22 protein-coding genes and 1 tRNA gene are annotated in these 25,299 nt (G+C 68.4%); 12 read left to right on the forward strand and 11 right to left on the reverse strand.

Annotated features, from left to right (window positions below; all coding sequences use genetic code 11):
* Nucleotides 1–151: 151 nt before the first annotated feature.
* The 9 genes from ACQBAT_RS12595 (at nucleotide 152) to ACQBAT_RS12635 (ending at nucleotide 7,734) form a co-directional block, all read left to right on the forward strand.
* Nucleotides 152–832: a uracil-DNA glycosylase gene (locus ACQBAT_RS12595; protein ID WP_420747680.1), complete on the forward strand. Its 681-nt coding sequence runs from the start codon at nucleotides 152–154 to the stop codon at nucleotides 830–832.
* Nucleotides 829–1,818 (forward strand): SGNH/GDSL hydrolase family protein, encoded by a 990-nt coding sequence (locus tag ACQBAT_RS12600; RefSeq protein WP_420747679.1) that lies wholly within the window; start codon nucleotides 829–831, stop codon nucleotides 1,816–1,818. Before ACQBAT_RS12595 ends, ACQBAT_RS12600 begins: the two co-directional genes overlap by 4 nt.
* Nucleotides 1,815–2,501, forward strand: a complete 687-nt coding sequence (locus ACQBAT_RS12605; RefSeq protein ID WP_420747678.1) for an HpcH/HpaI aldolase family protein — start codon at nucleotides 1,815–1,817, stop codon at nucleotides 2,499–2,501. Before ACQBAT_RS12600 ends, ACQBAT_RS12605 begins: the two co-directional genes overlap by 4 nt.
* A 76-nt stretch (nucleotides 2,502–2,577) precedes the next feature.
* Nucleotides 2,578–2,973 carry a TOBE domain-containing protein gene (locus tag ACQBAT_RS12610; RefSeq protein WP_420747677.1) on the forward strand — a complete coding sequence of 132 codons (396 nt, stop codon included), beginning with the start codon at nucleotides 2,578–2,580 and terminating at the stop codon, nucleotides 2,971–2,973.
* A complete protein-coding gene (gene modA / locus ACQBAT_RS12615) occupies nucleotides 2,970–3,740 on the forward strand; it encodes a molybdate ABC transporter substrate-binding protein (protein ID WP_420747676.1) in 771 nt (256 codons plus the stop codon). Before ACQBAT_RS12610 ends, modA begins: the two co-directional genes overlap by 4 nt.
* Nucleotides 3,741–3,856: 116 nt before the next feature.
* A complete protein-coding gene (locus tag ACQBAT_RS12620; protein WP_420747675.1) occupies nucleotides 3,857–4,573 on the forward strand; it encodes an ABC transporter permease in 717 nt (238 codons plus the stop codon).
* Nucleotides 4,570–5,664: an ABC transporter ATP-binding protein gene (locus ACQBAT_RS12625; protein WP_420747674.1), complete on the forward strand. Its 1,095-nt coding sequence runs from the start codon at nucleotides 4,570–4,572 to the stop codon at nucleotides 5,662–5,664. The genes ACQBAT_RS12620 and ACQBAT_RS12625 overlap by 4 nt, the downstream gene beginning before the upstream one ends.
* A gap of 73 nt (nucleotides 5,665–5,737) precedes the next feature.
* Nucleotides 5,738–6,886 carry an acyl-CoA dehydrogenase family protein gene (locus tag ACQBAT_RS12630; RefSeq protein WP_420747673.1) on the forward strand — a complete coding sequence of 383 codons (1,149 nt, stop codon included), beginning with the start codon at nucleotides 5,738–5,740 and terminating at the stop codon, nucleotides 6,884–6,886.
* 68 nt (nucleotides 6,887–6,954) lie between these two features.
* Nucleotides 6,955–7,734 (forward strand): SDR family NAD(P)-dependent oxidoreductase, encoded by a 780-nt coding sequence (locus tag ACQBAT_RS12635; RefSeq protein WP_420747672.1) that lies wholly within the window; start codon nucleotides 6,955–6,957, stop codon nucleotides 7,732–7,734.
* On the opposite strand, the gene ACQBAT_RS12640 is transcribed toward ACQBAT_RS12635, so the two are convergent.
* A complete protein-coding gene (locus tag ACQBAT_RS12640; protein ID WP_420747671.1) occupies nucleotides 7,731–8,144 on the reverse strand; it encodes a hypothetical protein in 414 nt (137 codons plus the stop codon). The two genes, ACQBAT_RS12635 and ACQBAT_RS12640, sit on opposite strands and share 4 nt — an antisense overlap.
* Nucleotides 8,145–8,236: 92 nt before the next feature.
* Here ACQBAT_RS12640 and ACQBAT_RS12645 point away from each other — a divergent pair, with 92 nt between their 5' ends.
* A complete protein-coding gene (locus tag ACQBAT_RS12645; RefSeq protein ID WP_420747670.1) occupies nucleotides 8,237–9,277 on the forward strand; it encodes a serine hydrolase in 1,041 nt (346 codons plus the stop codon).
* A gap of 111 nt (nucleotides 9,278–9,388) precedes the next feature.
* Here the strand turns inward: ACQBAT_RS12645 and ACQBAT_RS12650 are convergent, their stop codons facing one another.
* The 4 genes from ACQBAT_RS12650 to ACQBAT_RS12665 form a co-directional block, all read right to left on the reverse strand.
* Nucleotides 9,389–9,778 carry a hypothetical protein gene (locus tag ACQBAT_RS12650; RefSeq protein WP_420747669.1) on the reverse strand — a complete coding sequence of 130 codons (390 nt, stop codon included), beginning with the start codon at nucleotides 9,776–9,778 and terminating at the stop codon, nucleotides 9,389–9,391.
* A 195-nt stretch (nucleotides 9,779–9,973) separates the two neighbouring features.
* Nucleotides 9,974–10,046: transfer RNA gene (locus ACQBAT_RS12655), tRNA-Thr, on the reverse strand.
* Between the two features lie 203 nt (nucleotides 10,047–10,249).
* Nucleotides 10,250–11,350, reverse strand: coding sequence for a transglycosylase family protein (locus tag ACQBAT_RS12660; RefSeq protein ID WP_420747668.1), 1,101 nt, complete (start codon nucleotides 11,348–11,350; stop codon nucleotides 10,250–10,252).
* Nucleotides 11,351–11,549: 199 nt separating this feature from the next.
* On the reverse strand, nucleotides 11,550–13,358 hold the full coding sequence (locus tag ACQBAT_RS12665; protein WP_420747667.1) for a serine/threonine-protein kinase: 1,809 nt from the start codon (nucleotides 13,356–13,358) through the stop codon (nucleotides 11,550–11,552).
* Between the two features lie 181 nt (nucleotides 13,359–13,539).
* Here ACQBAT_RS12665 and ACQBAT_RS12670 point away from each other — a divergent pair, with 181 nt between their 5' ends.
* Both ACQBAT_RS12670 and otsB read left to right on the forward strand, forming a co-directional pair.
* Nucleotides 13,540–15,033: an alpha,alpha-trehalose-phosphate synthase (UDP-forming) gene (locus ACQBAT_RS12670; RefSeq protein ID WP_420747666.1), complete on the forward strand. Its 1,494-nt coding sequence runs from the start codon at nucleotides 13,540–13,542 to the stop codon at nucleotides 15,031–15,033.
* A gap of 72 nt (nucleotides 15,034–15,105) precedes the next feature.
* Nucleotides 15,106–15,903, forward strand: coding sequence for a trehalose-phosphatase (otsB, locus tag ACQBAT_RS12675; protein ID WP_420747665.1), 798 nt, complete (start codon nucleotides 15,106–15,108; stop codon nucleotides 15,901–15,903).
* A gap of 275 nt (nucleotides 15,904–16,178) precedes the next feature.
* Here otsB and ACQBAT_RS12680 read toward each other — a convergent pair whose 3' ends face one another.
* The 6 genes from ACQBAT_RS12680 to ACQBAT_RS12705 all read right to left on the reverse strand — a co-directional run bounded on the left by ACQBAT_RS12680 (nucleotide 16,179) and on the right by ACQBAT_RS12705 (nucleotide 25,215).
* Nucleotides 16,179–17,177 carry a LacI family DNA-binding transcriptional regulator gene (locus ACQBAT_RS12680; RefSeq protein WP_420747664.1) on the reverse strand — a complete coding sequence of 333 codons (999 nt, stop codon included), beginning with the start codon at nucleotides 17,175–17,177 and terminating at the stop codon, nucleotides 16,179–16,181.
* 56 nt (nucleotides 17,178–17,233) lie between these two features.
* On the reverse strand, nucleotides 17,234–19,129 hold the full coding sequence (locus ACQBAT_RS12685) for a glycoside hydrolase family 13 protein (RefSeq protein WP_420747663.1): 1,896 nt from the start codon (nucleotides 19,127–19,129) through the stop codon (nucleotides 17,234–17,236).
* Nucleotides 19,126–20,058: a sugar ABC transporter permease gene (locus ACQBAT_RS12690; protein WP_420747662.1), complete on the reverse strand. Its 933-nt coding sequence runs from the start codon at nucleotides 20,056–20,058 to the stop codon at nucleotides 19,126–19,128. Before ACQBAT_RS12690 ends, ACQBAT_RS12685 begins: the two co-directional genes overlap by 4 nt.
* The gene (locus ACQBAT_RS12695) at nucleotides 20,058–21,641 is read right to left on the reverse strand and encodes an ABC transporter permease subunit (RefSeq protein WP_420747661.1); all 1,584 of its coding nucleotides are present in this window, start codon (nucleotides 21,639–21,641) and stop codon (nucleotides 20,058–20,060) included. The genes ACQBAT_RS12690 and ACQBAT_RS12695 overlap by 1 nt, the downstream gene beginning before the upstream one ends.
* Before the next feature lie 122 nt (nucleotides 21,642–21,763).
* Nucleotides 21,764–23,134 carry a sugar ABC transporter substrate-binding protein gene (locus ACQBAT_RS12700; protein ID WP_420747660.1) on the reverse strand — a complete coding sequence of 457 codons (1,371 nt, stop codon included), beginning with the start codon at nucleotides 23,132–23,134 and terminating at the stop codon, nucleotides 21,764–21,766.
* A gap of 71 nt (nucleotides 23,135–23,205) precedes the next feature.
* Nucleotides 23,206–25,215, reverse strand: a complete 2,010-nt coding sequence (locus ACQBAT_RS12705) for an alpha-amylase family glycosyl hydrolase (RefSeq protein ID WP_420747659.1) — start codon at nucleotides 25,213–25,215, stop codon at nucleotides 23,206–23,208.
* Nucleotides 25,216–25,299: the final 84 nt, after the last annotated feature.

A 25,299-nucleotide genomic window follows, 5' to 3' on the forward strand; every position in this document is an offset into this window, starting at 1 on the left:
ATGTCCTCTCGTCGCACGACTCGGCCAGAAGTGCTCCCATCCTACGGCACGCGACTTACACGCGTGTCATTTCCTCGCCGCGTGCCGCCCGGCTGACACCCCGCGTCCCATCCCCGCGCCACCTCACGCGCGGCTGCATAGAGTGATCGTCGTGAGCACGCCGACCCCGTTGCGCGACCTCGTGCACCCCAGCTGGGCGCAGGCCCTGGCTCCGGCGGAGGGCACGGTCGCCGCCCTCGGCGCCTTCCTGCGCGAGGAGACCGCTGCCGGTCGCGGCTACCTTCCCGCCGGCGAGCACGTGCTCCGCGCCTTCGAGCAGCCCTTGGATGCCGTGCGCGTCCTCATCGTCGGCCAGGACCCCTACCCGACGCCCGGCCACGCGGTCGGGCTGAGCTTCTCTGTGGCCCCGGACGTCCGCCCGATCCCCCGCAGCCTGATCAACATCTACACCGAACTGGTCGAGGACCTCGGCGTCGAGCGCCCTACCAATGGCGACCTCGCCCCTTGGGCAGACCGCGGTGTGCTCCTGCTCAACCGCGTGCTGACGGTCCGCCCCGGCGCCCCGGCGAGCCACCGGGGACGCGGCTGGGAAGAGGTCACCGAGCTGGCCATCGACGCCCTCGTCCGCCGCGGCGGCCCGCTCGTCGCCATCCTCTGGGGACGCGACGCCCGCAACCTCGGCCCGCGCCTCGGCGATGTGCCCCGGGTCGAGTCCGCCCACCCCTCGCCGCTGTCGGCGCGCAACGGCTTCTTCGGCAGCCGCCCGTTCAGCCGGGCCAACGAGCTCCTGGCCCGCCAGGGCGCCACCCCTATCGACTGGAGCCTGACATGAGCGATCCACTTTCGATGAGCGATCGGAAGCCTGACGTGAGCGACCCGAGCAGCCGGGACACGGCATACGAGCACCCCCTCCTGCTCGTCCACGGCGACGCCGGACCCACGGTCCACGGCGAGGCGGGCAGCATCCGCCCGCAGGCCAGGGCGTGGTCGCGGTATGTGGCGATCGGCGACTCCTTCACCGAGGGGATGAGCGATCCCGACCCGGATACACCTGGGGCCTACGTCGGGTGGGCCGACCGGCTGGCCGCCCTGCTGTCCACGCACGTGGCGGACGGCACCGACTTCTCCTACGCCAACCTCGCGGTGCGCGGGCGCAAGCTCGACGACGTCGTGGGCGCGCAGCTGGAGTCCGCGCTCGCTCTCGGCCCCGATCTGGTGAGCATCGTCGGTGGCGGCAACGACATCCTGCGGCCCAAGGCCGACGTCGACGCGCTCGCTGCCCGGCTCGACGAGGCTGTCGCCCGCATCCGCGCAACCGGCGCGGACGTGCTGATGGCCACCCCCACCGACCCGGTCGGTGCCCCGATCATCGGACGCACCCGCGGCCGGGTCGGGATGTACATCTCCCATATCTGGTCGATCGCCCAGCGCCGTGGTGCCTTCGTGCTCAACCAGTGGGCCTGCGACTTCCTCAAGGACTGGCGGATGTGGGCCGAGGACCGGATCCACATGACGCCCGAGGGTCACCGACGGGTGGCCCTGACCGCCTATGTCGCGCTCGGGCACACCGCCGAGGAAGCAGATTGGCGAGCCCCGCTGCCGCCCCAGGCCCCGCCGGGCAAGGTCGAGGCGCTGCGCGGGCACGCCCAGTGGGCCAAGGAGTATGCCGCCCCCTGGGTCCAGAGACGCCTCCAGGGTCGATCGTCCGGGGACCTGATCGACGCCAAGCGCCCCACGCTGGGGCCGGCCCCGCGCCCGGGCGAGCGCAGCGCGGACGAGGGACACGGCATACCAGGACCGGAGGGTGGTTCGCGATGACCACCTTCGCCTCTGCCCGCGGGCTGTGGCTGTGCGTGCTCGGCGCCGACGAGCTCGAGATGCTGCCGATGGGCGGGCTCGGCTGGCTCGGCGTCGACCTGCAGCATGGCCGGTATGACGTGACCCACCTCCCCGCGATCCTGCGGGTCGCCGGGGTGGCCGGGGTGCCGGTGCTGGCGCGCGCGGCGTCCCAGGACGCGGGTCATCTGGCCCGGGTGCTGGACACCGGCGTGGCCGGGGTGATCGTGCCGGGGGTGCGCTCGCTCGCGGAGGCTGAGGCGCTGGTGCGGGCGGTGCGCTTCCCGCCGGTCGGTGAGCGGAGCACCGGGTTGACCCGGTCGACGGTCGTGGGCGGTCCGGAGCGGCCGCTGCTGCTGCCGATGGTCGAGACGCGGGGCGCCCTCGAGGAGGTCGAGCAGATCGCCGCTCTGGAGAAGGTGGACGGCGTTTTCGTCGGGCCCTACGACCTCTCGCTGTCGCTGGGCCGCCCCGGGGTAACCGACGAGCAGGTGGTGGCCGCGATCGGCCGGGTGCGTGACGCGGCGCGGGAGGCGGGGGTGCTGGTCGGCGCGTTCTCGGGAAGCCGGGAGCTGGATCCGCTGCTGCCGAGCGACCTGGACCTGGTGGCGGTGGATACCGATGTGACGGTGCTGCGGGAGGGGATGGCCGCTCTCTTCGGGTGAGCGGATGAGCGCGCCGGGCGGGTGCCGACGCCACCGCCGCCCATTTCAACGCAGATGCGTGGCTATAGTCCTATCCATGACGCAATTGCGAGTTTCCGAGGCGGCCGCACTGTTGGGGGTGTCCCAGGACACGGTGCGCCGGTCGATCGAGGCTGGTCGGCTGGCGGCGGGCAAGGACTCCTCGGGCCGGGTCATGGTCGACGGTGCTGCACTGGCAAGGTACGCCCAGGAGGTAGCGCACCCGGCCGAGGTGGGGGCTGTGGGGTCGTCCTCCCCGCGCAACCAGTTGCGCGGAGTGGTGACGCGGATCGTCAGCGACACCGTGATCTCGCAGGTGGACATCCAGGCCGGGCCGTTCCGCCTCGTGTCGTTGATCTCGACCGAGGCCGTCACCGAGCTCGGGCTGGAGGTCGGCTCGGTCGCGGTCGCGTCCGTGAAGGCCACCAACGTCTCGGTGGGGGTGCCGTCATGAGGGGCGTGGCTCGGTCGCTGGCCTTGCTCGCCCTGACCGCGCTCGCCCTGACCGGATGCGGCAACGGGTCCGGCGACGGCGCTGCGGGCGGCGGGGGTGCAGAGGAGCAGACCGTGACCGTCCTGGCCGCTGCCTCTCTCACCGATGTCTTCGAGCTGATCGCGGACGACTTCGAGGCCGACCATCCGGGCGTCACTGTCGACCAGTCTTTCGCGGCGAGCTCCACGATCATCCAGCAGGTCAACGAGGGCGCCCCCGGGGATGTGGTAGCCCTGGCCGGCATGGGCTCCCTCGAGCCGCTGGACGAGGAGCACCGGCACCGGGAGGTCGCCCAGTTCACCACCAACAGCCTCCAACTAGCGGTTCCTCCGGACAACCCGGCCGACATCCAGAGCGTGGACGACCTCACCGCAGACGGCCTTCGCCTGGTGGTCTGCGAGGAGCAGGTGCCGTGCGGCACCGCCACCGCCTCGCTCTTCGAGACGCTCGGGATCACCCCGACGATCGCCTCCTACGAGCAGGACGTGCGCGCCACCCTGACCAAGGTCGAGCTGGGTGAGGCCGATGTCGGCATCGTCTACCGGACCGATGTCACCGAGGCCGGCGAGCGCGTGCTCGGCGTGGATATCCCCGATGACGTCAACGTGATCAACACCTATCCCATCCTCGCCGTCTCCGAGAACTCGCTCGCCCAGGCCTTCGTCGACGAGGTGATGTCCGAGCGGGGCCAGGCCCACCTGGCGGACGCCGGCTTCGTCGCCCCGTGACCCAGCGGCGCGCAGGGGGTTCCGCGGGGTCACGGGGCAGGCCGAGGAGTGCGGGCGCGCGTCGCCTCGGGCGTCTCCCGCTCGCGGTCCCCGCCGGGATCGGTGTCGCGTTCATCGTGCTCCCGCTGCTCGCGCTCTTCCTGCGCGCCGACTGGGCCAACCTCACCACCCACCTGTCCGCACCGGTGGTCAGGCAGTCGCTGCAGCTCTCGCTCGTCACCACCGCCGCCACGATGATCGTGGTCTGGGCGCTGGGCACTCCCCTGGCCTGGCTGCTCGCCCGCTCCGACCACCCGCTCACCGTCTGGGCCCGCGCCCTGATCACCGTCCCCCTCGTGCTCCCCCCGGTCGTCGGCGGCGTCGCGCTGCTGATGACCTATGGTCGCCGCGGCGTCATCGGCGGGTGGCTGGACGAGACCTTCGGCATCACGCTGCCGTTCACCACCACGGCGGTCGTGATGGCCGAGATCTTCGTGGCGATGCCCTTCTATGTCATCGCCGTCGAGGGATCGATGCGCTCGCTGGACCGCCGCTACGACGACATCGCCGCCACCCTCGGCGCCTCTCCCGTCCGCACCTTCCGCACGGTCGCGATCCCGATGGTGCTCCCCGGCATCGCCGCCGGCTCAGCGCTCGCCTGGGCACGGGCGCTGGGCGAGTTCGGCGCGACGATCACCTTCGCCGGCAACTTCCCCGGACGCACCCAGACCGCACCGCTCGGTGTCTACTCCGCTCTCGAACGTGACCCGCAGGCCGCGATCGCGCTGTCCCTGGTGATGCTGCTCGTCAGCGTGGTCGTGCTCGGCGCCCTCCGCACGAGGTGGTTGCGATGACGGTGCTCGACGCCTCGCTGCAGGTCGACCTCGGCGAGTTCGACCTGGACCTCGACCTGCGCTGCGGCCAGGGGGTCACCGCTCTCCTGGGCGCGAACGGTTCCGGCAAGACCACGGCGCTGAAGGCGTTGGCCGGGCTGCACCAGCTCACCTCCGGGCACGTGCGTCTGGGCCAGGTCGAATGGGCCGCCGGCCGCACCCACCTTCCCCCGGAGGACCGCAGCGTCGGGATGGTGCTGGCCGACCCCCTCCTCTTCCCCCACCTCTCCCTGCTCGACAACGTGGCCTACGGCCCCCGGTCCCGAGGTATGCCGCGACGCACCGCCCGCGCCCGCGCCGCCGAGGAGCTGGCCCGGATGGGGCTGTCCGACCTGGCCCACCGCAAGCCCGCGCAGGTCTCCCAGGGCCAGGCCCAGCGCGCCTCCCTGGCCCGGGCGCTGGCCACCGACCCCGAGCTGCTCCTGCTCGACGAGCCGCTTTCGGCCCTGGACCCGGAGACCCGCTCTCGCACCCGCGCCGACCTCGCGGCGCGCCTGCGCTCCTATCCGGGCGTCACGGTGCTGGTCACCCATGACGCCCTCGATGCCCTGACCCTGGCCGACCATCTCGTCTTCCTCGACGGTGGCCGGGTGACCCAGACCGGCACTCCCGCCGAGATCGTCGCCCGCCCCCGCAATGCCTACGTCGCCGGCGTCGTCGGTCTGAATCTGCTCTCGGGCACGCTCGCGACCGACCCCGGCCCGCACCTGCTGCTGGGCGCTGCGGCCAGTGCTCCGCGGAGCACTGCTGGACGTCTCGTCCTGGCGGACGCCCCCGAGGGCGCCCAGGCCGGCGACCCCATCTGGGCCACGATCGCACCCGAGGCCGTCGCCCTGTTCACGCAGCGCCCACACTCCTCAGCGCGCAACGTCTGGCAGCTCAGCGTGGACGCGGTCACCGTCACCGGACCGAGGGCACGGGTGCACCTCACCGGTGAGGTCGATCTCGTCGCGGAGGTGACCCTGGCCGCAGTAGCCGAGCTCGGCATCGTCGGCGGCACCCAGCTCTGGGCGACGGTCAAGGCCACGGAGGTCACGGCATACCGGGCCTGAGCCGCCGACCCGATCCACGGGTGCAGCCGGGCGGTTAACGCCTGACGCAACGTCCACAACTACCCTGCAGGACATGGTGCAACGACTGCTCCCCACCGAGGAATCCCGCGATCTGCTCGCGCTCGTCCGCGAGATCGCCGACGAGCAGCTCCTCCCCCAGGTCGACGAGGCCGAGGCCGCCCACCGCCTCCCCCGCGAGGTCTTCACCATGCTCGGGCAGACCGGTCTGCTCTCGCTCCCGTATGCCGAAGAGCTGGGTGGTGGGGGCCAGCCCTATGAGGTCTATCTCCAGGTGGTCGAGGAGGTCGCGCGCGCCTGGATGTCGGTCGCGGTCGGCGTCTCGGTGCACTCGCTGACCTGCTTCCCGATCGCCACCTTCGGCACGGCCGAGCAGCAGGAGCGCTGGCTCGGCGACATGCTCGGCGGCGAGCAGCTGGGCGCCTACTGCCTGTCCGAGCCCCAGGCCGGCTCCGACGTCGCCGCGATCCGCACCCGCGCGGTCAAGGACGGCGACGACTACGTGCTGACCGGCGGCAAGGCGTGGATCAGCCACGCCGGGCACGCCGACTTCTACACCACCTTCGCGCGCACCTCCGACGATGGCGGGCGCGGGCTGTCCTGCTTCCACGTCCCCGCGGACGCCGAGGGCCTGACCTTCGCCGAGCCCGAGCGCAAGATGGGCCTGCACTCGGACACGGTCGGCGAGGTGCTCTTCGACCGTGTCCGACTCCCGGCCGACCACCTCGTCGGGCAGGAGGGGCAAGGTATGCCGATCGCCCTCGCCGCCCTCGACGCCGGCCGGCTCGGGATCGCCGCTGCCGCAACGGGCCTGGCACAGCGGGCGCTCGAGGTGGCCTCGGCCTATGCCACCGAGCGGGAGCAGTTCGGCCGGCCGATCGCCGACAACCAGGGCCTGGCCTTCCTGATCGCCGACATGGCTGCGGCGGTCGGCTCGGCCCGCGCGACCTACCTGCACGCCGCCCGGCTCAAGGACGCCGGTCTGCCGCACAGCCAGGAGGCCTCCATCGCCAAGCTGATCTGCACCGATGCCGCGATGAAGGTCACGACCGACGCGGTCCAGGTGCTGGGCGGCTACGGCTACACCCAGGACTTCCCGGTCGAGCGCTACATGCGGGAGGCCAAGGTGACCCAGATCTTCGAGGGCACCAACCAGATCCAGCGCCTCGTCATCTCCCGCCACGTCCTCGCCCAGCACCGCTGAGCGAGCCCGACCGACGCACCACCGAGCCCGACCGACCGACGTAGCACACGGCATACCTGGAGGAACGCATGCAGATCACCGACACGACCGTCGCCCTCGTCACCGGCGGCGCCAGCGGGCTGGGTGAGCAGACCGCACGGCGGCTGCTCGAGGAGGGCGCCCAGGTCGTGCTGGTCGACCTGCCCGGCGGCCGTGGTGAGGAGGTGGCCGAGGCGCTGGGTGAGCGCGCCCACTTCGCCGGCGCCGACGTGCGCGACGAGGAGCAGGTGGCTGCCGCGGTGGCCACGGCCGCCGAGCTCGGCGACCTGCGGATCGTGGTGGCCTGCGCGGGCGTCGCGACGCCCGGCCGGGTGCTGTCCAAGCGTGGGGTCCTGCCGCTGGAGACCTACCGGACCGTGGTCGAGATCAACCTGATCGGGACCTTCAACGTGCTGCGGCTGGCCGCTGAGCAGATGGCGACCAACGAGCCGGTCGAGGACGCGCGGGGCATGGGCGACCGTGGCGTGATCGTGACGACCGCCTCGGTCGCGGCCTTCGACGGGCAGATCGGGCAGGCGGCCTACGCCTCGTCCAAGGCGGGGGTGGCCGGTCTGACGCTGACCTGCGCGCGGGATCTGGCGGACAAGGGAATCCGGGTCATGTGCATCGCGCCGGGTGTCTTCGAGACGCCGATGATGGCCGGGATGCCGGACGGGGTGAAGGAGTCGCTTGAGGCGCTTGTGCCGCACCCCGCGCGGCTCGGCAAGCCCCAGGAGTATGCCGCGCTCGTCGCCCACATCGTCCAGAACCCGCTGCTCAACGGTGAGGTCATTCGCCTCGACGGCGCGCTGCGGATGCCCCCGCGCTAGCCCGCCTTCGCTGCGGCGCGCTGGGCCTCCAGCTCGTCGAGCTCGCTGACCAGGACGCCGGGCAGCACGACCGCGCGACCGTCGACGAGGGCGGTGACCCGACGGGCCTCGGCGCCGGGCTGGTCGGTGCCCAGCTGCTCCACCCGGCCCCAGCTCAGGCGGCGTGTCGAGGTGATGGTGCGAAGCGTCATACCTCGGGCCTCGGTGGTCGTCCCGCCGCGCATCGCGCGCCACCAGAAGAGCAGCATCGCCGCGATGAACAACCCGCGGACCGCGGCGCCGGCGGTCCAGCCCTCCTGCTGCACGCCGATCACTCCGAGCGCCGCCGAGGTGAGGACCATGACGAGCACCGCCCAGAACAGGAAGGTGCGGTGCGGCGGGCGCAGGGTGGGGTAGGTCGTGCCGGTCACTGCACCAGGATACGGAACGGAGGTGTCCGATCCCGCGACGTGCCCGGCGTCCTCAGCCGATGGGGGTGGCTGGCTCGCTAAGGTCTGGTGCCATGCGACGACAACGCTGCCGCCGCACGATGCCTCTTGCTGTCACTGCTGCTGTCCCCCTGTCCTTGCTCGCGGGCTGCGGCCAGGTGGAGGCGCCCGAGCCGGCTGGCGGGCCGAGCGTGACCGAGACCGTCACCTCGACGGAGGTCACGTCGACGGAGCCCGTCACGTCGACCGGCGGCAGCGGTGGGTCCGACCGTGGGGAAGGTGGCCGGAGCGCGCCCGATGATGGCCAGCCCGACGACAGCACGCGGACGACCGGACCCGGCGAGGCTGCCCAGGAGGCGGAGAGCGCGCGGGCGCTGGAGGGCATCGCGGACGCGGCGCGGGCGTCGGCCGAGGGGCTGGAGGGTGAGGTCGGTGTCATGGTGATCGACCTGCAGACCGGACAGCAGGCGGCATACCAGGAGGATCTCCCGGTCTACCCGGCGAGTTTCTACAAGCTCTTCGTCGCCTACAGCGCCCTGCATCTGGTGGACGACGGTGAGCTGGGGCTGGATGACGTGGTGGTGGGCAGCGGGCCGTGCGCGACGGTGGGCAGCGCGCTCGGCTACGCGATCCGGGTGTCCGACAACTCCTGCGCCGACCGCCTCGCCGGCCACGTCGGGTGGGAGGTGGTCGAATCGCACCTGCGCGAGCTCGGTCTGGAGGGGACGACGTTCAGCCCGGTCGATCTCGGGACGCACCACGCGGTGGGCGATGTCGTGACGACGACGGCGGAGGATGTGGCGATGATGCTGCGGCTGCTGGCCCAGGGCGAGCTCCTGTCGGAGGAGTCCTCGGCGGTGCTGCTGGGCGAGTTGCGAGAGCAGTACTTCACCTCCGGCCTGTCTGAGGCCCTCGGTGGGGACGTGATCTTCAAGCACAAGCTGGGCACGCTGGCGAACGTCTCGCACGATGCGGGGATCGTGCTCGACGGCGAGCGCCGGTATGTCGTGGCCGTGACCACCGGCGGGTGGAGCCACGGCGCCGAGGGGCAGGCGTGGCCGGTGCTGAACGCGGTCGGGGAGGCGCTGCGGGAGTATGTCGAGTCGTGGCGGTGAGTGAGACGGGGCGGTGAGTGAGACGGGGCGGTGAGTGTGACGCGGCGGTGAGTGTGACGCGGCGGTGAGCGCGGACGCGGCGCGGACTGAGTCGCCGCGCGGACCGCGGAGTCAGCGCTTGAGCTGGCGCTGCAGGGTGCGCAGGTCCTTGGCGGGGACGCCGGGCAGCTCGAGGCGACGGCCGCTCTTGAGCACCGCCAGCCCGCCGCCGCGTCTGCGGTCCTCCAGGATCTGGGCAACCTGATCGGCGGCGATCGTGTGCTCGCGCACGCCGTCGTGGACGACCAGTCCCTCACAGGTGGCGGTCGTGCGACCGCCGGAGCGCAGGTAGGCAAGCACGATCACGCCCACAACCACGACGCGGAGAAAGGCCCCGGGAAGATCATCGCTGAGCGCCACTCCCCCACCGGTGTAACGCCATACGCCATTGCCCACCACCAGGAGCAGGCCCGCGAGCAGCGCCCACGCCAGACCGATGTGCCGGTGCCGCTCCCAGGTCATGGCACCCCAGGATAGGTGAGGTGTCGGGCCGGGTGTCTGACCAGGACACAGCGCTGCGAGGGGGTGTGGTGGCGAGCGCAGTGCACTTCGTCCCGCGGCACGCCCGGCCTCGACCGGCTCAGCCGCGCCCGGGCACGAATGAGCCGGTGCTGGTCGGCGCGTCGGCCGGACAGTTTGCGGGTCGGCGGTGCGGAGAGCTGGAGACGAGACTCGAACTCGCAACCACCTGTTTACAAGACAGGTGCGCTACCGATTGCGCCACTCCAGCGCTGGGTCGGGCGCGTGGAGGCGCCCGAGCAGCAATCAGTGATTTTACCCGGCGCCCCGGAGCGCCCTCGCCACGGTCGGCACGCCACGTTCGCGCTGCAGACGGGCAGGGTCGGCGGGGCAGGTCAGTTTGCCCCACGTGGCGGGGCAAGCTCAATCTGCCCCAGGTGGCGGGGCAAGCTCACGTCTCCCGGACGACAGGGATCAGCCGGTCTGGACCAGGATGCTCGCCGAGATCCAGCCGCTGCGACCATCCAGCTTGACCCAGCCGTTGGACAGCGTGCCGCGCACGGTGGTGCCGTGGCTGGCGCCGCCGATGACGGCGGTGTTCGTCCCGGCGCCAGCACGGATGTTGGCCCCGATGGGCGCGTTGACCCGCCAGGTCTGGACCTCGCCGGCGCCCGGAGCCGGAGCAGGAGTGCTGCCACCGGGGTTGGTGCCGGTGAGGGTGGCGTGCGAGATGAAGCGACCGTTGCCCATGTTCACCCAGCCGTTGGACAGGGTGCCGGTGATCTGGGTGCCCTTGGCAGCTCCACCGACGACGCGGAAGTTGGTGCCGGGGCCAGAGCGGATGTTGGCGCCCACGTTGGCGCTGACCCACCACGTGCCGCTGGCCGACGGAGGTGCCGGGCTCGGCGAGGGCGACGGGCTGGGCGACGGGGCCGGTGCTGGCGCCGAGGTGGTCAGGGTGGTCTGGCTGATGAAGCGCCCATCGGCGATCCGGACCCAGCCGTTGGACAGCGTGCCCGTGATCCGGCTGCCGGTCGACGCGCCACCGACAATGCGGTGCGACGTCGACGGGCCGGAGCGGATGTTGGCGCCAGGGGTGGCGGAGACGTACCAGGTGCCCGAGGTGCCGGGAGCCGGCGCGGGGGACGGAGCCGGGGCGGGGGCAGGCGCGTCCTGACCCGGATAGGGGGCCAGGCCGTTGGTCATGGTCAGGCCGGCGCGCACCGAGCAGACCGGCCAGGCGCCGGGGCCCTGCACCCGCAGCACCCGCTGGGCCACGGTGATCTGCTGCAGCTTGGTGGCCTGGTGGGCATAGGGGGCGAACTCGCCGCCACCGAAGCTGGTCCAGGTCGGGTGCCAGAACTGCAGGCCGCCGTAGAAGCCATTGCCGGTGTTGATGCTCCAGTTGCCGGTGGACTCGCAGTGCGCGACGCGGTCCCACACGTTGTCGTTCGCGGCGGCCGGCTGGGCGACCAGGCCGACGCCGGCGACCGAGGCCGCTCCGGCGATCGCGGCGCTACCGGCGCGGCGCAGGCCGCGGCGCGCAGGGGTGGTGCGGTGCTTGGCAGGGGGCATCGGCAGGGCGTCCTTCCGGGACTGTCGGTGTCGGCCCGCCACCGCCCGATGCGAGGGAGATGCCATCGGGACTGCTGGGACTGTTGTGACGAGCGCGTCCACGCTAGGGCACACCAGCGCACGAGCGGAAGCAGATGTGACGAGCATCACGCGTTTCACACCCGACCCACCTGCCCCACCAGGTGCTACACGCGACCGTTCAGGGCAGCCAGGGCGCCCACTCGCGCGGGTCGAAGTCCGCGCTGAGCGGCCACCACGAGACCGAGCCGCCCTGCAGCACGGTCCACACGGCGAGCGCGCCACCACCGACGACCAGAACCGTCGCCAGCACGGCACTCGGCGCCCCGGAGCGCACAGTGCCGCGCAGCAGCGTCCGCGAACCGCGCCGCAGCGAGGTCGAGGCCAGCCCCCACCAGCCGACGATCGCACCGATCAGCGACCCGATCCCGATCGCGATCGGATGGGTGGCGGTCACGTCATACATGAGCTCGGTCGAGGTGACGAAGCCGGAGAGGACGACGGCCACCATGATCGCCAGCCCCAACGGCAGCAGCAGCCCGAAGAAGGTCCCGACCGCGGCGGACAGCAGGTGGAAGGGCGAGGCGAGCACCGCCATCGGCACGTCGCTCGGGCGCCGTCCTGCCTCGTGGCGGCGCAGCACGAGCGAGGTCAAGCTCCGGTCGACGGTGCGCGCGGCGATGCCCCACACGGCATACAGGCCCCAGGCGAGCAACGGGGCGACCGTCGCGAGGCCGACGAAGGCGACCAGCAACGCAGCCAGCGACCCGGTCCGCGCGCTGCGGCCGATCCGCGGGTCCACCCCGCCCTGCGGGCCCAGGGGGTATGGCGTCGCACCCCCGGTCGGAGAGGTTCCCCGTCCCTCCTCCCGGACGGGGTAGGAGTCGGGATAGCGATCACCCGGCACCGGCTGCGGCTCGCGCCACTGCGGCTCCCTCACGGGCGCCGGCGGCGCAGCCCAACCGCCCCCCGCGCCAGGCCCGCCCGAGGCATCACGCCAGTCCGCCCCGCGCTCCCGCACCGGCGAGCGGACCGGAGCCACCCGGGTCGCGGTCGGCTCGTCGTGCATCCGCGTGTGGTCCAGGTCGTGGACCATCCACAGGGGCAGCGCCCCGGTGACATCCTCCCGCCGGGCATACCGCTCAAGCCCGTCGAGCACCTGCGCCTCGGTCGGGCGGCGGATCGGATCAGGATCGAGCGCCGCCTGGAGCAGCGGCGCCAGCTGGGGGTCGACGCCCTCCAGGTGCAGCCGACCCCGCAGGACGCGGTCCAGCACGACGGTGAGCGGTCCCCGGCCGAAGGGTGGCTGGCCGGACGCGGCATACGCCAGGGTCGCGGCCCAGCCCCACCAGTCGGTGGCCTCGGTCACCTCGCCGCCCTCGACCACCTCGGGCGAGAGGTAGCCGGGGGTGCCCATGACCATCCCGGTCATCGTCATCCGCACGTCGTCGGCGACCTGGGCGATCCCGAAGTCGATGACCACCGGGTCGAGCACCTCGCCGGAGCCCATCATCAGCACATTGCCCGGCTTGAGATCGCGGTGCACGATGCCGGCGCCGTGGATGGCGTGCAGCGCCTCCCCCAGGCCTCGCCCGAGCCGCAGCAGCGCCTCGCCCCGCAGCGGCCCGCGGTCGGCGACGATGGTGTCCAGGGGCGGTCCGGGCACGTACTCGGTGACGATGTAGGGCGCCGACCCGTCCACGTCGGCATCGATCACCGCGGCCACGCGCGGGTGGTGCACGCGGGCGAGCGTCTCGACCTCGCGCCGCAGCCGCTCCCGCGCCTGGTCGTCGTGCGCGATGTGCTGGCGGAGCACCTTGATCGCGACGTCCCGGTCGGGGTGGCGGGCGTCTGTCGCCCGCCAGACCACGCCCATCCCGCCCTCGCCGAGCCGCTCATGCAGGTCATAGACCCCGAGCCGCCGGGGGTCGCCGACCGGCACCGGGCGCGTCTCGTCCGCGCCGGGCGTGCGGGGCAACTCGGTCGTCACAGGTTCCACGGTATGCCGTTCTCCCCCCTGGTGGGTCAGGCTGGCCCCGGAGCGCTCAGATCGGTGGCCTTGGTCTGTCGGGGTGTGGGGTGCTGGGCCGGGCGGAGGTCACCCGGGATGTGTCGGTGGTCGGGGACAACTAGGGTTGGTCCCGAGGAAACTCAACGAGTGAGGGGTCCGTATGGTTCCGTCCGATCAGCCCGTGTCCGCCGCCGGTTTCGACTTCGTCATCGCCGCCAACCGGCTGCCCGTCGACCGCCACGTCGCCCCCGATGGCACCACCACCTGGAAGACCAGCCCCGGCGGTCTGGTCACCGCGATGGAGTCGGTGATGCGCGACCGCGAGGCCGCCTGGGTGGGGTGGGCGGGCTTCCCCGGCGAGGCACCCGAGCCCTTCGACGAGGGCAAGCTGCGGCTCCACCCGGTGCCGCTGACCGCGATCGAGCTCAACGAGTACTACGAGGGCTTCTCCAACGACACGCTCTGGCCGCTCTATCACGACGTGATCGTGCCGCCGACCTTCCACCGGTCCTGGTGGCACGCCTACCGCCGGATCAACGAGCGCTTCGCCGAGGCGGTGGCCGAGGTGGCCGCCGAGGGCGCGACGGTGTGGGTGCACGACTACCAGCTGCAGTTGGTCCCTGCGCTGCTGCGGGACCGCCGTCCCGACCTGCGCATCGGGTGGTTCAACCACATCCCCTTCCCACCGGTCGAGCTCTTCGCCCAGCTCCCCTGGCGCGCCCAGATCCTGCGCGGCCTGCTCGGCGCCGACTTCCTGGGTTTCCAGCGGCCGGACGACGCCCGCAACTTCAACCGCTCCTGCCGCGCGGTGCTCGGCGCCTCCGTCAAGGGCGATGTCATCACCTGGGGCGGCGCGGACGACGACCGACTGGGCGCCGCGCCCCGCACCGTCCGCGCGGCCGCCGTCCCGATCTCGATCGATGTGGCTGGCTTCGAGGAGCTGGCCCGCCAGGACGAGGTCACCGAGAAGGCGCAGGAGATCCGCGAGTCGCTGGGCAACCCCGAGGTGGTGCTGCTGGGGGTGGACCGCCTCGACTACACCAAGGGCATCCGCCACCGGCTGCGTGCGATCGGCGAGCTCTTCGAGGACGGCGACATCGCTCCGCCGGAGGTCACCTTCGTCCAGATCGCCACGCCGAGCCGCGAGCGCGTCGAGGCCTATCGGGTGCTGCGCGAGCAGATCGAGGCCACGGTCGGCCGGATCAACGGCGACTTCTCCCACCTCGGCGACACCGCCGTTCACTACCTGCACCAGAGCTTCGGCCGGGCCGAGATGGCCGCCTTCTTCCAGGTCGCCGACGTCATGCTGGTGACGCCATTGCGCGACGGGATGAACCTCGTCGCCAAGGAGTACGTCACCGCTCGCCACGACGGCGGCGGTGCCCTCGTGCTGTCCGAGTTCACCGGTGCCGCCGAGGAGATGCGCTCGGCCTACCGGGTCAACCCGCACGACATCGAGGGCCTGAAGGAGACCATCCTGCGGGCTATCCGGGACGCCCCTGGCGAGAAGCGGCGCCGGATGAGTTCGCTGCGCCGCAAGGTCCGCGCCCATGACGTCCAGACCTGGGCCGCGGAGTTCCTCGACGCCCTGGCCGCCGCCCCCGAGCGGCCCAGCAAGCGCGCCAGCACATCATCGGCGCCCCCTTCGCAGTAGTCCGCAGTAGTTCTCAGTAGTCCTCACGTAGTCCCCGCAGAGCCCTCACCCCACCGACCAGGAGCCCGCCCGATGCCCCTCTCCCCCGACCTGCTCGCAGCCGTCGAGGCCTTCGCCGCCCGCCCGACCCTGCTCGTGGCCTCCGACTTCGACGGCGCCCTCGCCCCGCTCGTGCCCGATCCCCGGGACTCCCGTCCCGTCGAGGGCGGTATGGAGACACTCGCCGAGCTCGCCGCCCTCCCCGGGGTGGAGGTCGCCCTGGTCAGCGGCCGGTCCCTGCGCGATCTGGCCGAGCTGTCCGGCGCGCCGGCCGACTTCGTGCTGATCGGCAGCCACGGCACCGAGGACTCGCGCCACCCGGAGGGGCTGGCCCTCACCGAGGACCAGCAGGGCATGCTCGCCGTGCTCGACGAGGAGCTCGCTGATCTCGTCGAGGAGCACCCCGGCGTGTGGGTCGAGGAGAAGCCTGCAGGTCGGGTCGTGCATACACGGCGCATGGACCCCGTCGCCGGACCCGCAGCGCTGGACGCGGCCGCCGCCCTGGGGGCACGGCATACCAGCCTCGTCTCGACCCCGGGCAAGGAAGTCGTGGAGCTGGCCGTGGCCCACGTGGGCAAGGGAGCAGCGCTGGTCGACCTCGCCGACGAGCTGGCTGTCGACGCCGTCTTCTACGCCGGGGACGACGTGACCGATGAGCACGCGTTCGCAGCGCTCGCGGCCAACGACGACGAGGCCCGGTCCGCGCGGCGGCTCACGGTACGCGTGGGCGAAGGCGAGACAGCGGCCCAGTTCCGCGTCGAGGACGAGCCGCACCTGGTCGAGCTCTTCCGCACCCTCACCGCCGCCCGGAGAGCCGCGACCCAGGGCTGAGCACCGGGGCGGGGCTGAAGCACCCGGCACGCGCTCTCTCCACCCCGCCCCACCCAGTCCGCCATGCCGCGCGCGATCGCTCCACCCCGCCCCACCCCGTCCGACGACCACCACGCTCGGCGTGTCCTGCACTGTGCAGATCTGGTGTTGCGTGTCGGGTGCCTGGGCGCAGAAAGCGCACAGCCACATCTGCACATCAGCCGCGACGAATGCACACCGGCGCGATCAGGAGGTCACAACGACCACGGTCGAGCCCACGCAGGAGGAGCGAGTGATCAGGCGCTCGGCACCGGAGCGGTCGAGCCGCGAAGGATGAGCTCGGGCGAGAAGAGGTACTCCCGGTGCTCCACCGGGTCGCCCGCGATCTCGGCGAGCAGGGCGCCCACGACGACCTCGGACATCGCGGACACATTCATCCGGACGCTGGTCAGCGGCGGATCGACGAAGCCCATGAACGGCACGTCGTCACCACCGATGACCGACAGGTCCGTCGGCACCGACAGGCCCAGCCGCGAGGCCGCGCGCAGGACTCCCAGCGCCATCACGTCGGAGGCCGCGATCACCGCGGTGGCACCGGCCTCGACCAGTTGCCGGGCCGCGGCGGCACCGCCCTCGATGGTGAACATCGTGGTGCAGATGAGGTCCTGCGGGTCGACCCCCGGCAGGTCGGCCATCGCCTCTCGGAAGGCCTCCGCCCGCCGCTGGACGGGGACATAGCGCGACGGCCCGGTCGCGAACCCGATCCTGGTATGCCCTAGGTCGCGCAGGTGCTTGACCGCCAGGTGCATGGTGGCGCGGTCGTCGTGGCTGACGAAGGTGGCATCGACATCGTCCCGATAGCCGTTGACCAGCACCATCGGCAATCCCTGCTCGCGCAGCGAGGTGTAGCGGCCGGTGCCGGCCCGGGTATCGGCGTGCTGACCGCTGACGAAAACGATCCCCGAGACGCTGCGGTCGAGCAGCATCTGGACGTATTCGTCTTCGTGCACCCCGCCCGGCGTCTGCGTGCACAGCACCGGCGTGTAGCCCGCACCGGCCAGCTGCGTCTCGATCGCCTGGGCGAAGAGCGGGAAGACCGGGTTGGTCAGCTCGGGCACGACCAGCCCGATCAGCCCGGCGCTGCTGCGCCGCAGCTTGGTCGGCCGCTCGTAACCGAGCACGTCGAGCGCGGTGAGCACCGACTGCCTGGTCCGCGCGGCGACGCCCGGCTTGTCGTTGAGGACGCGGCTGACCGTGGCCTCGCTGACGCCCGCGTATGCCGCGAGGTCGGCCAAGCGTCCCCGCCCGGCTCCGTTCTCGCTCCGACGTGACGAGTGCGTTGGGGCCGTCGTCACAGCACCTCAGCGCGGGTAAGCAGGGACTGGAGTTCCTGGGGCAGGAGGGGCCGCCACGACCAGAGGTTGACACCCGGCCCGTCGGCCGAGAAGACAAGGTCTTGTTCGCCGAATGCTGGCGCCTGTCCCAAACGATTCGACCCATCCAGCACTCCGGGGAAGGCCGAGCATGGAATCGATATGGGGTCATGCGCTTGGCGAGACAGATGCACAAGGACAGACTCGTCCGGGTGCTCACGCACGAAAACGATGGCATCCTCGGTCGCTAACACCCAGCGAAGCCCGCCCTCGCGGAGAGCCGTGCTGCCACGTCGGGCGTGAATGAGGCGCGTGTACGCCTGGAAATACGGGTTGGCCTCGTTCGTCTCCGACCACGGCATGGGTCGGCGACCGTCCTCCCCCCATTCACCAAGCATGCCGACCTCGTCGCCGTAGGTCATCATCGGAGTCCCGGGCATCGTGAACAGCAGTCCCGCGGCGACCTCGACCAGTTGCTGGTCCTCACCCGTCAGGGTCGTGATGCGAGTGGTGTCGTGAGAGCCGAGCAGATTCCAACTCGATCGGGTGACCTCCCATGGAACCTGCGCGATGAAGTCTTGCATCGTTTCCACGACTGCCACCCCTCCGCGACGAGGAACCATGAGAGGAGAACCAAGGAAGTTGGGGGCGGTCTCGGTTGACCGTAACCACGTCCACACGGGTCTGGTGAAGGCGGAGTAGTTCATGGCTCCGTGCCAGCCAGTCCCGTCAACATCCCGTGCCAGGTCATGGCAGTGCTCTGCGACCACAAGCGCGTCGGCGTTAGCCCGGGTGGCGGACTCGCGCACTAGACGTTGGACGTCGTTGTAGTGATCCCACTCGCCGAAGCGCCCCGACATGTTGGCCACATCGATTCGCCACCCGTCCAAGTTGAACGGTGGGCGTAGCCACCGCTCTACAACGCTGCCATCGCCCTCGAATATCCGCTGACGCAGGTCGTCGCTCGCATAGTTGAGCTTCGGGAGGGTCGGAACTCCCAACCATGTGGCGTAGCCGAGGGGCTCGTGCTCAGGGCCGAAGTAGTAGTGATCTCGGCTCGGGTGGTCCGGAGAGGATATCGCCGCCTGGAACCACTCGTGAGTAACTCCGGTGTGGTTGGTCGTGAAATCACCCATGACGCGCATTCCGCGTTCGTGGGCCGCCTCAGCAAGCCGTACCATGGCCGCGTCCCCGCCGAGCAACGGATCGACCGCCCCGAACGTCTCAGCATCGTAACGATGGTTGGATTCGCCGGGAAAGAACGGGGTCAGGTACAGGACATTGACGCCGAGGCCTTCGAGGTACGCCAGCCGCTCGATAACCCCATCTAGGTCGCCGCCATAGAGTTGAGCAGCCACGCCAGGCATCACGGTCTGGACGTCGTCGTCCCAATCGGCTGGAATCGCCCACGCAGGAAGATCTCGCGCATCAGCAGCATCTGACCGAGAGAACCGATCGGGGAATATCTGGTAAACGACAGCGTCCGCGACCCAGTCCGGGGCGGACTTGGACACCAACCTGAAGTCCGAAGCGTCTGGGACGTCACGGGCGTGCGACCCTGTTCCGTTGACCCACACGTAGTTGCCATCGGCACCTTCGAGAATGAACCGGTAATTGGTCACACTGTTGGCAACCTGAATTGTCGCTGCCCACCACGTTTCGGCCTCGGATTCGCTGACAACCTTTGCGGCCACGAAACGCGGCTCATGGTCGACCAGGTAGCGAACGTGCACGCTCTGCACCGTGACCGACTCATCAGTGGGGATGCGCAAACGGACGGTGACCTCGTCACCGAGCACCGGGCGGCTGGGGGAGCAGTAGAGGGGCGACCCATCATGGTGTGGACGGTGGTAGAACTCGCGCGTCTCCGTCACTTGACCGACCCCTGGGTGAGTCCACCGATGAGTTGGCGCTGGAGAGCCAGATACAGGATCACGACCGGTGCTGACGCGATCAACGCACCAGCGACGAACTGACCGAAGAGCCTGTCTTGATCTGCGTTCCTGGTCTGCCATAGGCCAACGGCCAGGGTCTGGCTGTCCACGTTAGTCAGGAAGATGCTGGCGAGGAGGAACTCGCCCCACAAACCGACGAACGCCAGCATCCCGACGGTCGCCAGGATCGGTGAGACAAGGCGCAGTGTCAGGGTGAAGAAGATGCGCGCATGCGAAGCCCCATCAACCCTTGCAGCCTCGTCAAGTTCGCGCGGAACAGTATCGAAATAGCCCTTGAGCAGCCATATGTTCGCACCCATCGCGCCTCCCAGGTAGACCAGGATCAGGCCGGACAGGGTGTTCAGGCCGATGCCGGGGAAGAGCTCCCCCACACGGGCGAACGTCAGGTAGATGGCAGCGAACCCCAGGATGGCGGGGAACATCTGCACGAAAAGAATCGCTAGCAAGCCCGCACGACGCCCCTGCCAGCGAAGTCGCGAGAAGGCGTAAGCCGCAGTTGCTCCCAGGAAGACGGTGAAGATGGCGCCCAGTCCGCAGATGAGGATGGAGTTCCTCATCCAGGTCCAGTAGGGGCGGATCGGGTCATTGAACAACTTCTCGAAGTTACGGACGCCCGGCGAACTTGGCCACAACCCCGCCGTCGAGAGAGTGCCGGCGTTGTTGAAGGCGGAGGAGACGATGAACACGATCGGGAACAAGGCGAAGGCCAGAGCGCACATCGCGAAGAGGTGCCGCCACCAGACTCCAGTCTTGTACTGGGAGCGCAACGGAGTCGACCGGCCCCGCAACTTTCCCTTCGTGGGCTGAACCTCCGGCTGAATCGCGGAGTCTGGCTGGAGCTGGGTCATCAGTTCACATCCTCAAGGGCGCTGGTCTGGCGGAAGCCGAGATAGCTGACAACCGCCACGATGATGAAGATGAACACCGAGATTGCACCGGCGAACCCGAAGTTCGGCGTCGTTCCCCCGATAGCCAGTCGGTAGGCCATCGTGATCAACAGATCAGTCGAACCGATCATGCTCTGCCCGCCAGTGAACGGCCCACCGCCGGTGAGGAGGAAGATCAGGCCGAAGTTGTTGAAGTTGAAGGCGAAACTGGCGATGAGCAGTGGTCCCACTGCGACAAGCAGGAGCGGCATGATGATCGACCACACCGTTCGGAAGGCGCTCGCTCCGTCGATAGCCGCTGCCTCCCGCACATCGCTCGGGATCGCCTGGAGGGCGCCGGTGCAGACAATGAACATGTACGGGAACCCGAGCCAGAGATTCGTGAGCAAAATCGCGATCTTCGCCATGGTGGGATCGCCTAGCCAGTTGATATTGAGGTTGAACAGATTGTTGATGAGGCCGAAGTCTCGATTGTACATGGAGGCCCAAACCAATGCGGTGATGTAGCCAGGGAGCGCGTACGGGAGGATGAGGAGTGATCGATACACACCCTTCCCCCTGAGCCTTGGGTCGTTCATCAGGAGAGCCAAGAACATCCCCAACAAGAAGGTGGTAATCACCGATAAGAAGGCGAACGCGAAATTCCAGAGAATGACCTGAATGAAGCCGGTACGAAGTTGGGGATCGGTGATCGCTCGGGTGTAGTTGTCGAACCCGACATTCTCAACCCAGCCCTGCGGCAGCGCGACCCCGACTCCGTCCTCGGGCACGAATCGCGCATCCTGGGCGACGTAGACGCGACCCGTCACGTTGTCGGTGATGGTGTCCGTCGCCTCGTCGTAGGTCCTGGTGGGCTCCCCGATGAACGCCTCGGACAGGCCGATCATCTTGATTCCCCCTGTGTCCGTAGGCACGGCGAACTCGTTCAGCTCGCTGGAGCGGGCGTTCACTTGGCTGCTGCTCAGGACGGAATAGCCGTCGGCCTCGATGATTCGGTCACGCATCCCCGTGGTCAGCGTCTCTGGGTCGAGGGGTTCGAGACCATCGACGGTCCCCGCGCTCGTCGTTCCGTCAGGGGCGGTGAGAAGAAAGACGAGATCCCCGGTGGCCGGTTCCTGGCCTTCCGGCACCGCGATAGAAAGGCCGTAGCGCTCTGACCCTGCGACCTGCTGAACCGAGGAAGCCTCGATCGCCCGGATCGCTTCCTCCTTGCTAACCAGGTGACCGTAACCGTAGTTCGTAAAGGACATCCCGACCGTGTAGAGAATCGGCCAGACCTGGAGAGCCAGCGCGAGGAGGATGCCTGGGTAGAGATACTTGAAGGGAATAGCCCTACGCGTGCCGTAGATGACTAGCACACCCATGCCCACGAACGCGACGAGCACAACGAACATCCAATGCCCTGCTGCGGACAAGACCGTTGCCCCGTAGAACAGCACACCTAAGGACGCGAGGATCAAACCCCATTTGAGAAGTTTGGCCCACCAGGGTTCACCCCGGACAAACTCCAGGTTCTGCTCTACTTCTTCCGGAGCGCTGGTCATCGTTCCTCTTCTCAAGCGCAGCACTGAGCAAGGAGGCCCGGCGCGTCCTTGCGAGTTGGGAAAGGGCCTCTGCCGGCCACCACCCGTTGGATGATGGCCGACAGAGAAGTGGGCGAGTTGTGCTAGTTGCCCATGTTGGCGAGGATCTCCTCCTGCGCCGCCTTCAGACGGTCGGCCGGGTCGTCACCGTTGATGATGTCAGCGGTCGCCTGACCCAGAGGCTGCCACACCGAAGCCATCTGCGGGATGTTCGGCATCGGCGGGGCGCCCTCGCCAGCCTCGGAGAAACCAGCCAGATCCTCGTTCTGGGCCGAGACTTCCTCGAGCGTCTCAACCAGAGCGGGAGCCCGCTCACCAGCGTTCTCGTACATCGCCATCTGCAGCTCAGGAGAAGGGACGTACTGGTTCAGGAACTCCTGGGCCACCGAGGGGTTCTTGGCCGAGGACGACACGTAGAACATTTGCACGCCCAGGAAAGGCATCGGCTCGCCGCCATCCTCGAACGCCGGGATAGCCGAGATCGCGTAATTGATTCCGGCTTCCTCGGCATTGCTGGTGCTCCAGGGGCCGGTGATCATGAAGGGCAGACGCCCCTCGCCGAACATGGCAGCCATAGCGGTGCCGTCCATGTTGACGTTGAGCGCGCCCTCCTCAGCGAGCCAAGACATCTTCTCTGCGCCCTGCAGGGTCTCCGGGGAGTCGATGATGACGTTACTCGCGTCCCAACCGCCCTCTTCGTTCTGCCCGAAGATGCCTCCGCCGTACGCGTCAAGCCAAGGGAAAGCATGGTAGGCATCACCCACGAGGCCGACAGGAGCCCCCATCGGTGCGTCAGCGTCGCCAGCGTCAACGAGCTCGTTGCCCTTTGCAACCAGTTCCTCCATGGTGGCCGGCACGTCAGGAGCCAGGTCAGTGTTGCGCATCAGACCGAGATTCTCGGTCGCATACGGGACCCCATAGATCTGGCCATCGAACTTGGTGGCCTCGATCGACTCGGGGACAAATAGTGCCTGAACATCGTCAGAAAGCGGCACGGGCGCGACACTGCCGTTCTGAACAAACTCGCCGAGCCAGTCGTGGGCGCCCACGATGATGTCTGGCCCCTGGCCAACGGTGTGCGCCTGGCTGAACTGGGCCCGGACATCGGTCGACACCTGGACCTGAGTGGTGATGCCGTACTCGTCACCGAACTGCTGGGCGAACTCGCCAAGCGCTTCCGCCCGGTCGTTGTCAGCCCAAATCACGAGCTCCACGTTCTCATCGCGAACGGGAGCGGCTTCCTCCTCCTCGTCGCCTTCGCCACCCTCAGCGTCTTCTTCGGCCGCGGCAGTGTCCTCCTCGGTGTCTGCCTCCTCCTCGGCGGGTGCGGCCTCCGTTTCAGCGGGGCTGTCACCCCCCGCAGGGGTCGGGTCTGCGTCGCCATTACCGCCACAAGCTGACAACAGCAGCGCTGCGGCACTGACCAGCGCCACTGCTCCGGTGCTCTTCTTCATTCTTCCTTCTCTCTGCCTGGCCCGAGGGCCCTGGTGACGTGACTCGGCGGTCACGGATTTCGGTGGATGTACTACGGCTGCCAGTAATATCCAGGGCTGTCAATGACGCCACTGTCTGGTGTGGTCAGACTGCGATTCGCGCCCGACTCCCAAACAACGCCGCTCGACGACTTCTTGATGAACTTGAACTCGACGGCCTGCCCCCCTGGCAAGCTAACTGGCAGGAACCAATTCGGGTACTCCGGGTTAAAGAACGGCCCGATTGCCTTGTCAGGATCCCATGAGCCAAGCTCAGGCACGTCTCCTACCACGAAAATTTCTTCGCCCGGTGACGTAGTCGCGTTAACGTGCATCGTGACTTGCATTTGGGGGCCGGACAGAACGGAATAGACGAAGGAGTTAGACGACCCGGCGGAGCTATGGTGAACGACGACCGACTGATCCCCACCCTGCACCTCTGGCACTATGAACCGCACCTGATCCTCGCTCCAACATACGACCTCCGCTTGCGCGCTTCCCACGCTCACAGATCCAGCGACTGCTCCAAACCCACTCCCGTCGACCGTGACCTCATAGCCAGCCGCACCTTGGGTTGGCCCTACGGCACCGATAGCGGGAACACCTGCCTCGGACGCAAGGTGCCAGACTCCGATTTCACTTGGACCCAGATCGAACGGAGCCACGTGACCACCCGCTCCGACCACGATGTCCTGCCCACCGTGCGCACCCTCTAGGTAGTCACCGTAAACACCTTGGGGGAGATCGGTGACCAGCCCGGTGACATTGTGGGTACCCCCGCCTCGGTTCAATGCGATCACAACAACACTGTCGTAGAACTTCCGCTGCATGACAAGTACATCGTTATTCACCCAAGGAATGGTGGTTAAGCCATACTTGACGGCGTCACTGTCCGCACGCAACTGAGCGAGGCGCGAGATCAGCTGATACGCTGGGGTTGACGTATCGAAAGAGTTCATCCATATCCGACCAGCGTCTCCATTTACCCCCGGAAGGTATTGCTCGGTACCGTAGTAGACGACAGGCGTACCTCTACTCACGAGCAGGAAAGCCAGAGCCGAGTGAAAGATACCTTGATTCGGCTGAATCGACGCCAGTCGCGACTTGTCATGACTGTCTAGCCACGTTACGGCATCGTTCTCATAGCGGTAGTCATCTGCCGTGTACTCCAGCATGTGAGCCAGGTCCGTCATGTCCTTGCTGAAGCTACCGAAGACATCTCGCGCAACATTAGCATACTCAAAATCAAGTATGTTGATGCCGGTGCGCTCTGGCGAAGTTCGATAGTCGTCATACTTGGGATCAGGAGTGCCGATGTAGTATTCGCCGAAATGAAAAGCCCCCGAATTCCTGTTCACGTGGTCGGAGAACACGGTTCGGAACGCATCCGTTTGATGTAGGGTGGCGTCATTGCGAATACCAGCCACGCCAGCTTCTAGCCACACATCAATAGCATCGAGCAAGTATTCCTGCACATCCGGATTCCCCGTTGCCAGGTCCGCGAGATTGGCCAACTCGCGATACTGGAAATCGTACATAGAGGTCTGGTGACCCTCCCTGTTCCCCAAATGGTGGAACAGCCCCTGAGTATCGTTCGAGTGACTCCCCATCAGAACGCCATCTCGGTAGAAAGCGCCCTGCTCGGCCGAATCTGTGTGATTGGTGTGGTTGGGGGCGAAATCAATGACTACTTTGATCCCGTGGCTCGCCGCCGCCTGCACCAAACTCTCAAAATCAGACATCGTCCCCCAACGCTCGTCCGGTCTGAAATAGTCTTTCGCCCAGAACCCGTGGTATGCGTTGTAGTACGTATCATTCTCGAGGTACGGTTCATTGAGGTTGTCGTAGGGTGGTGATATCCAGATCGCCCCGACGCCCATACCGGCGATATAGTCTAGATTGTCCTCGATCCCTCGCCAGTCCCCGCCGAAGAAGCGGTTTACATCCACGCGGGTCGGGTCATAGGCGTTAGCTAGGTTATACGGGTTGTTGTTGGATGGGTCCCCGTCCGCGAACCTATCGGTAAGAATCTGATAGATGACGTCGCCTTCGTAGTTCGCCACGTTCGAGACGAGACCTTGTCCGCAGTGGGATGTCGCTGATACGGGGCCGTTCGAGGCAGTTGAAGTGAGAGCCACCCCACCCAA

It is taken from the genome of Ornithinimicrobium pulveris (genome assembly GCF_050261105.1).
Lineage (GTDB): Bacteria > Actinomycetota > Actinomycetes > Actinomycetales > Dermatophilaceae > Ornithinicoccus.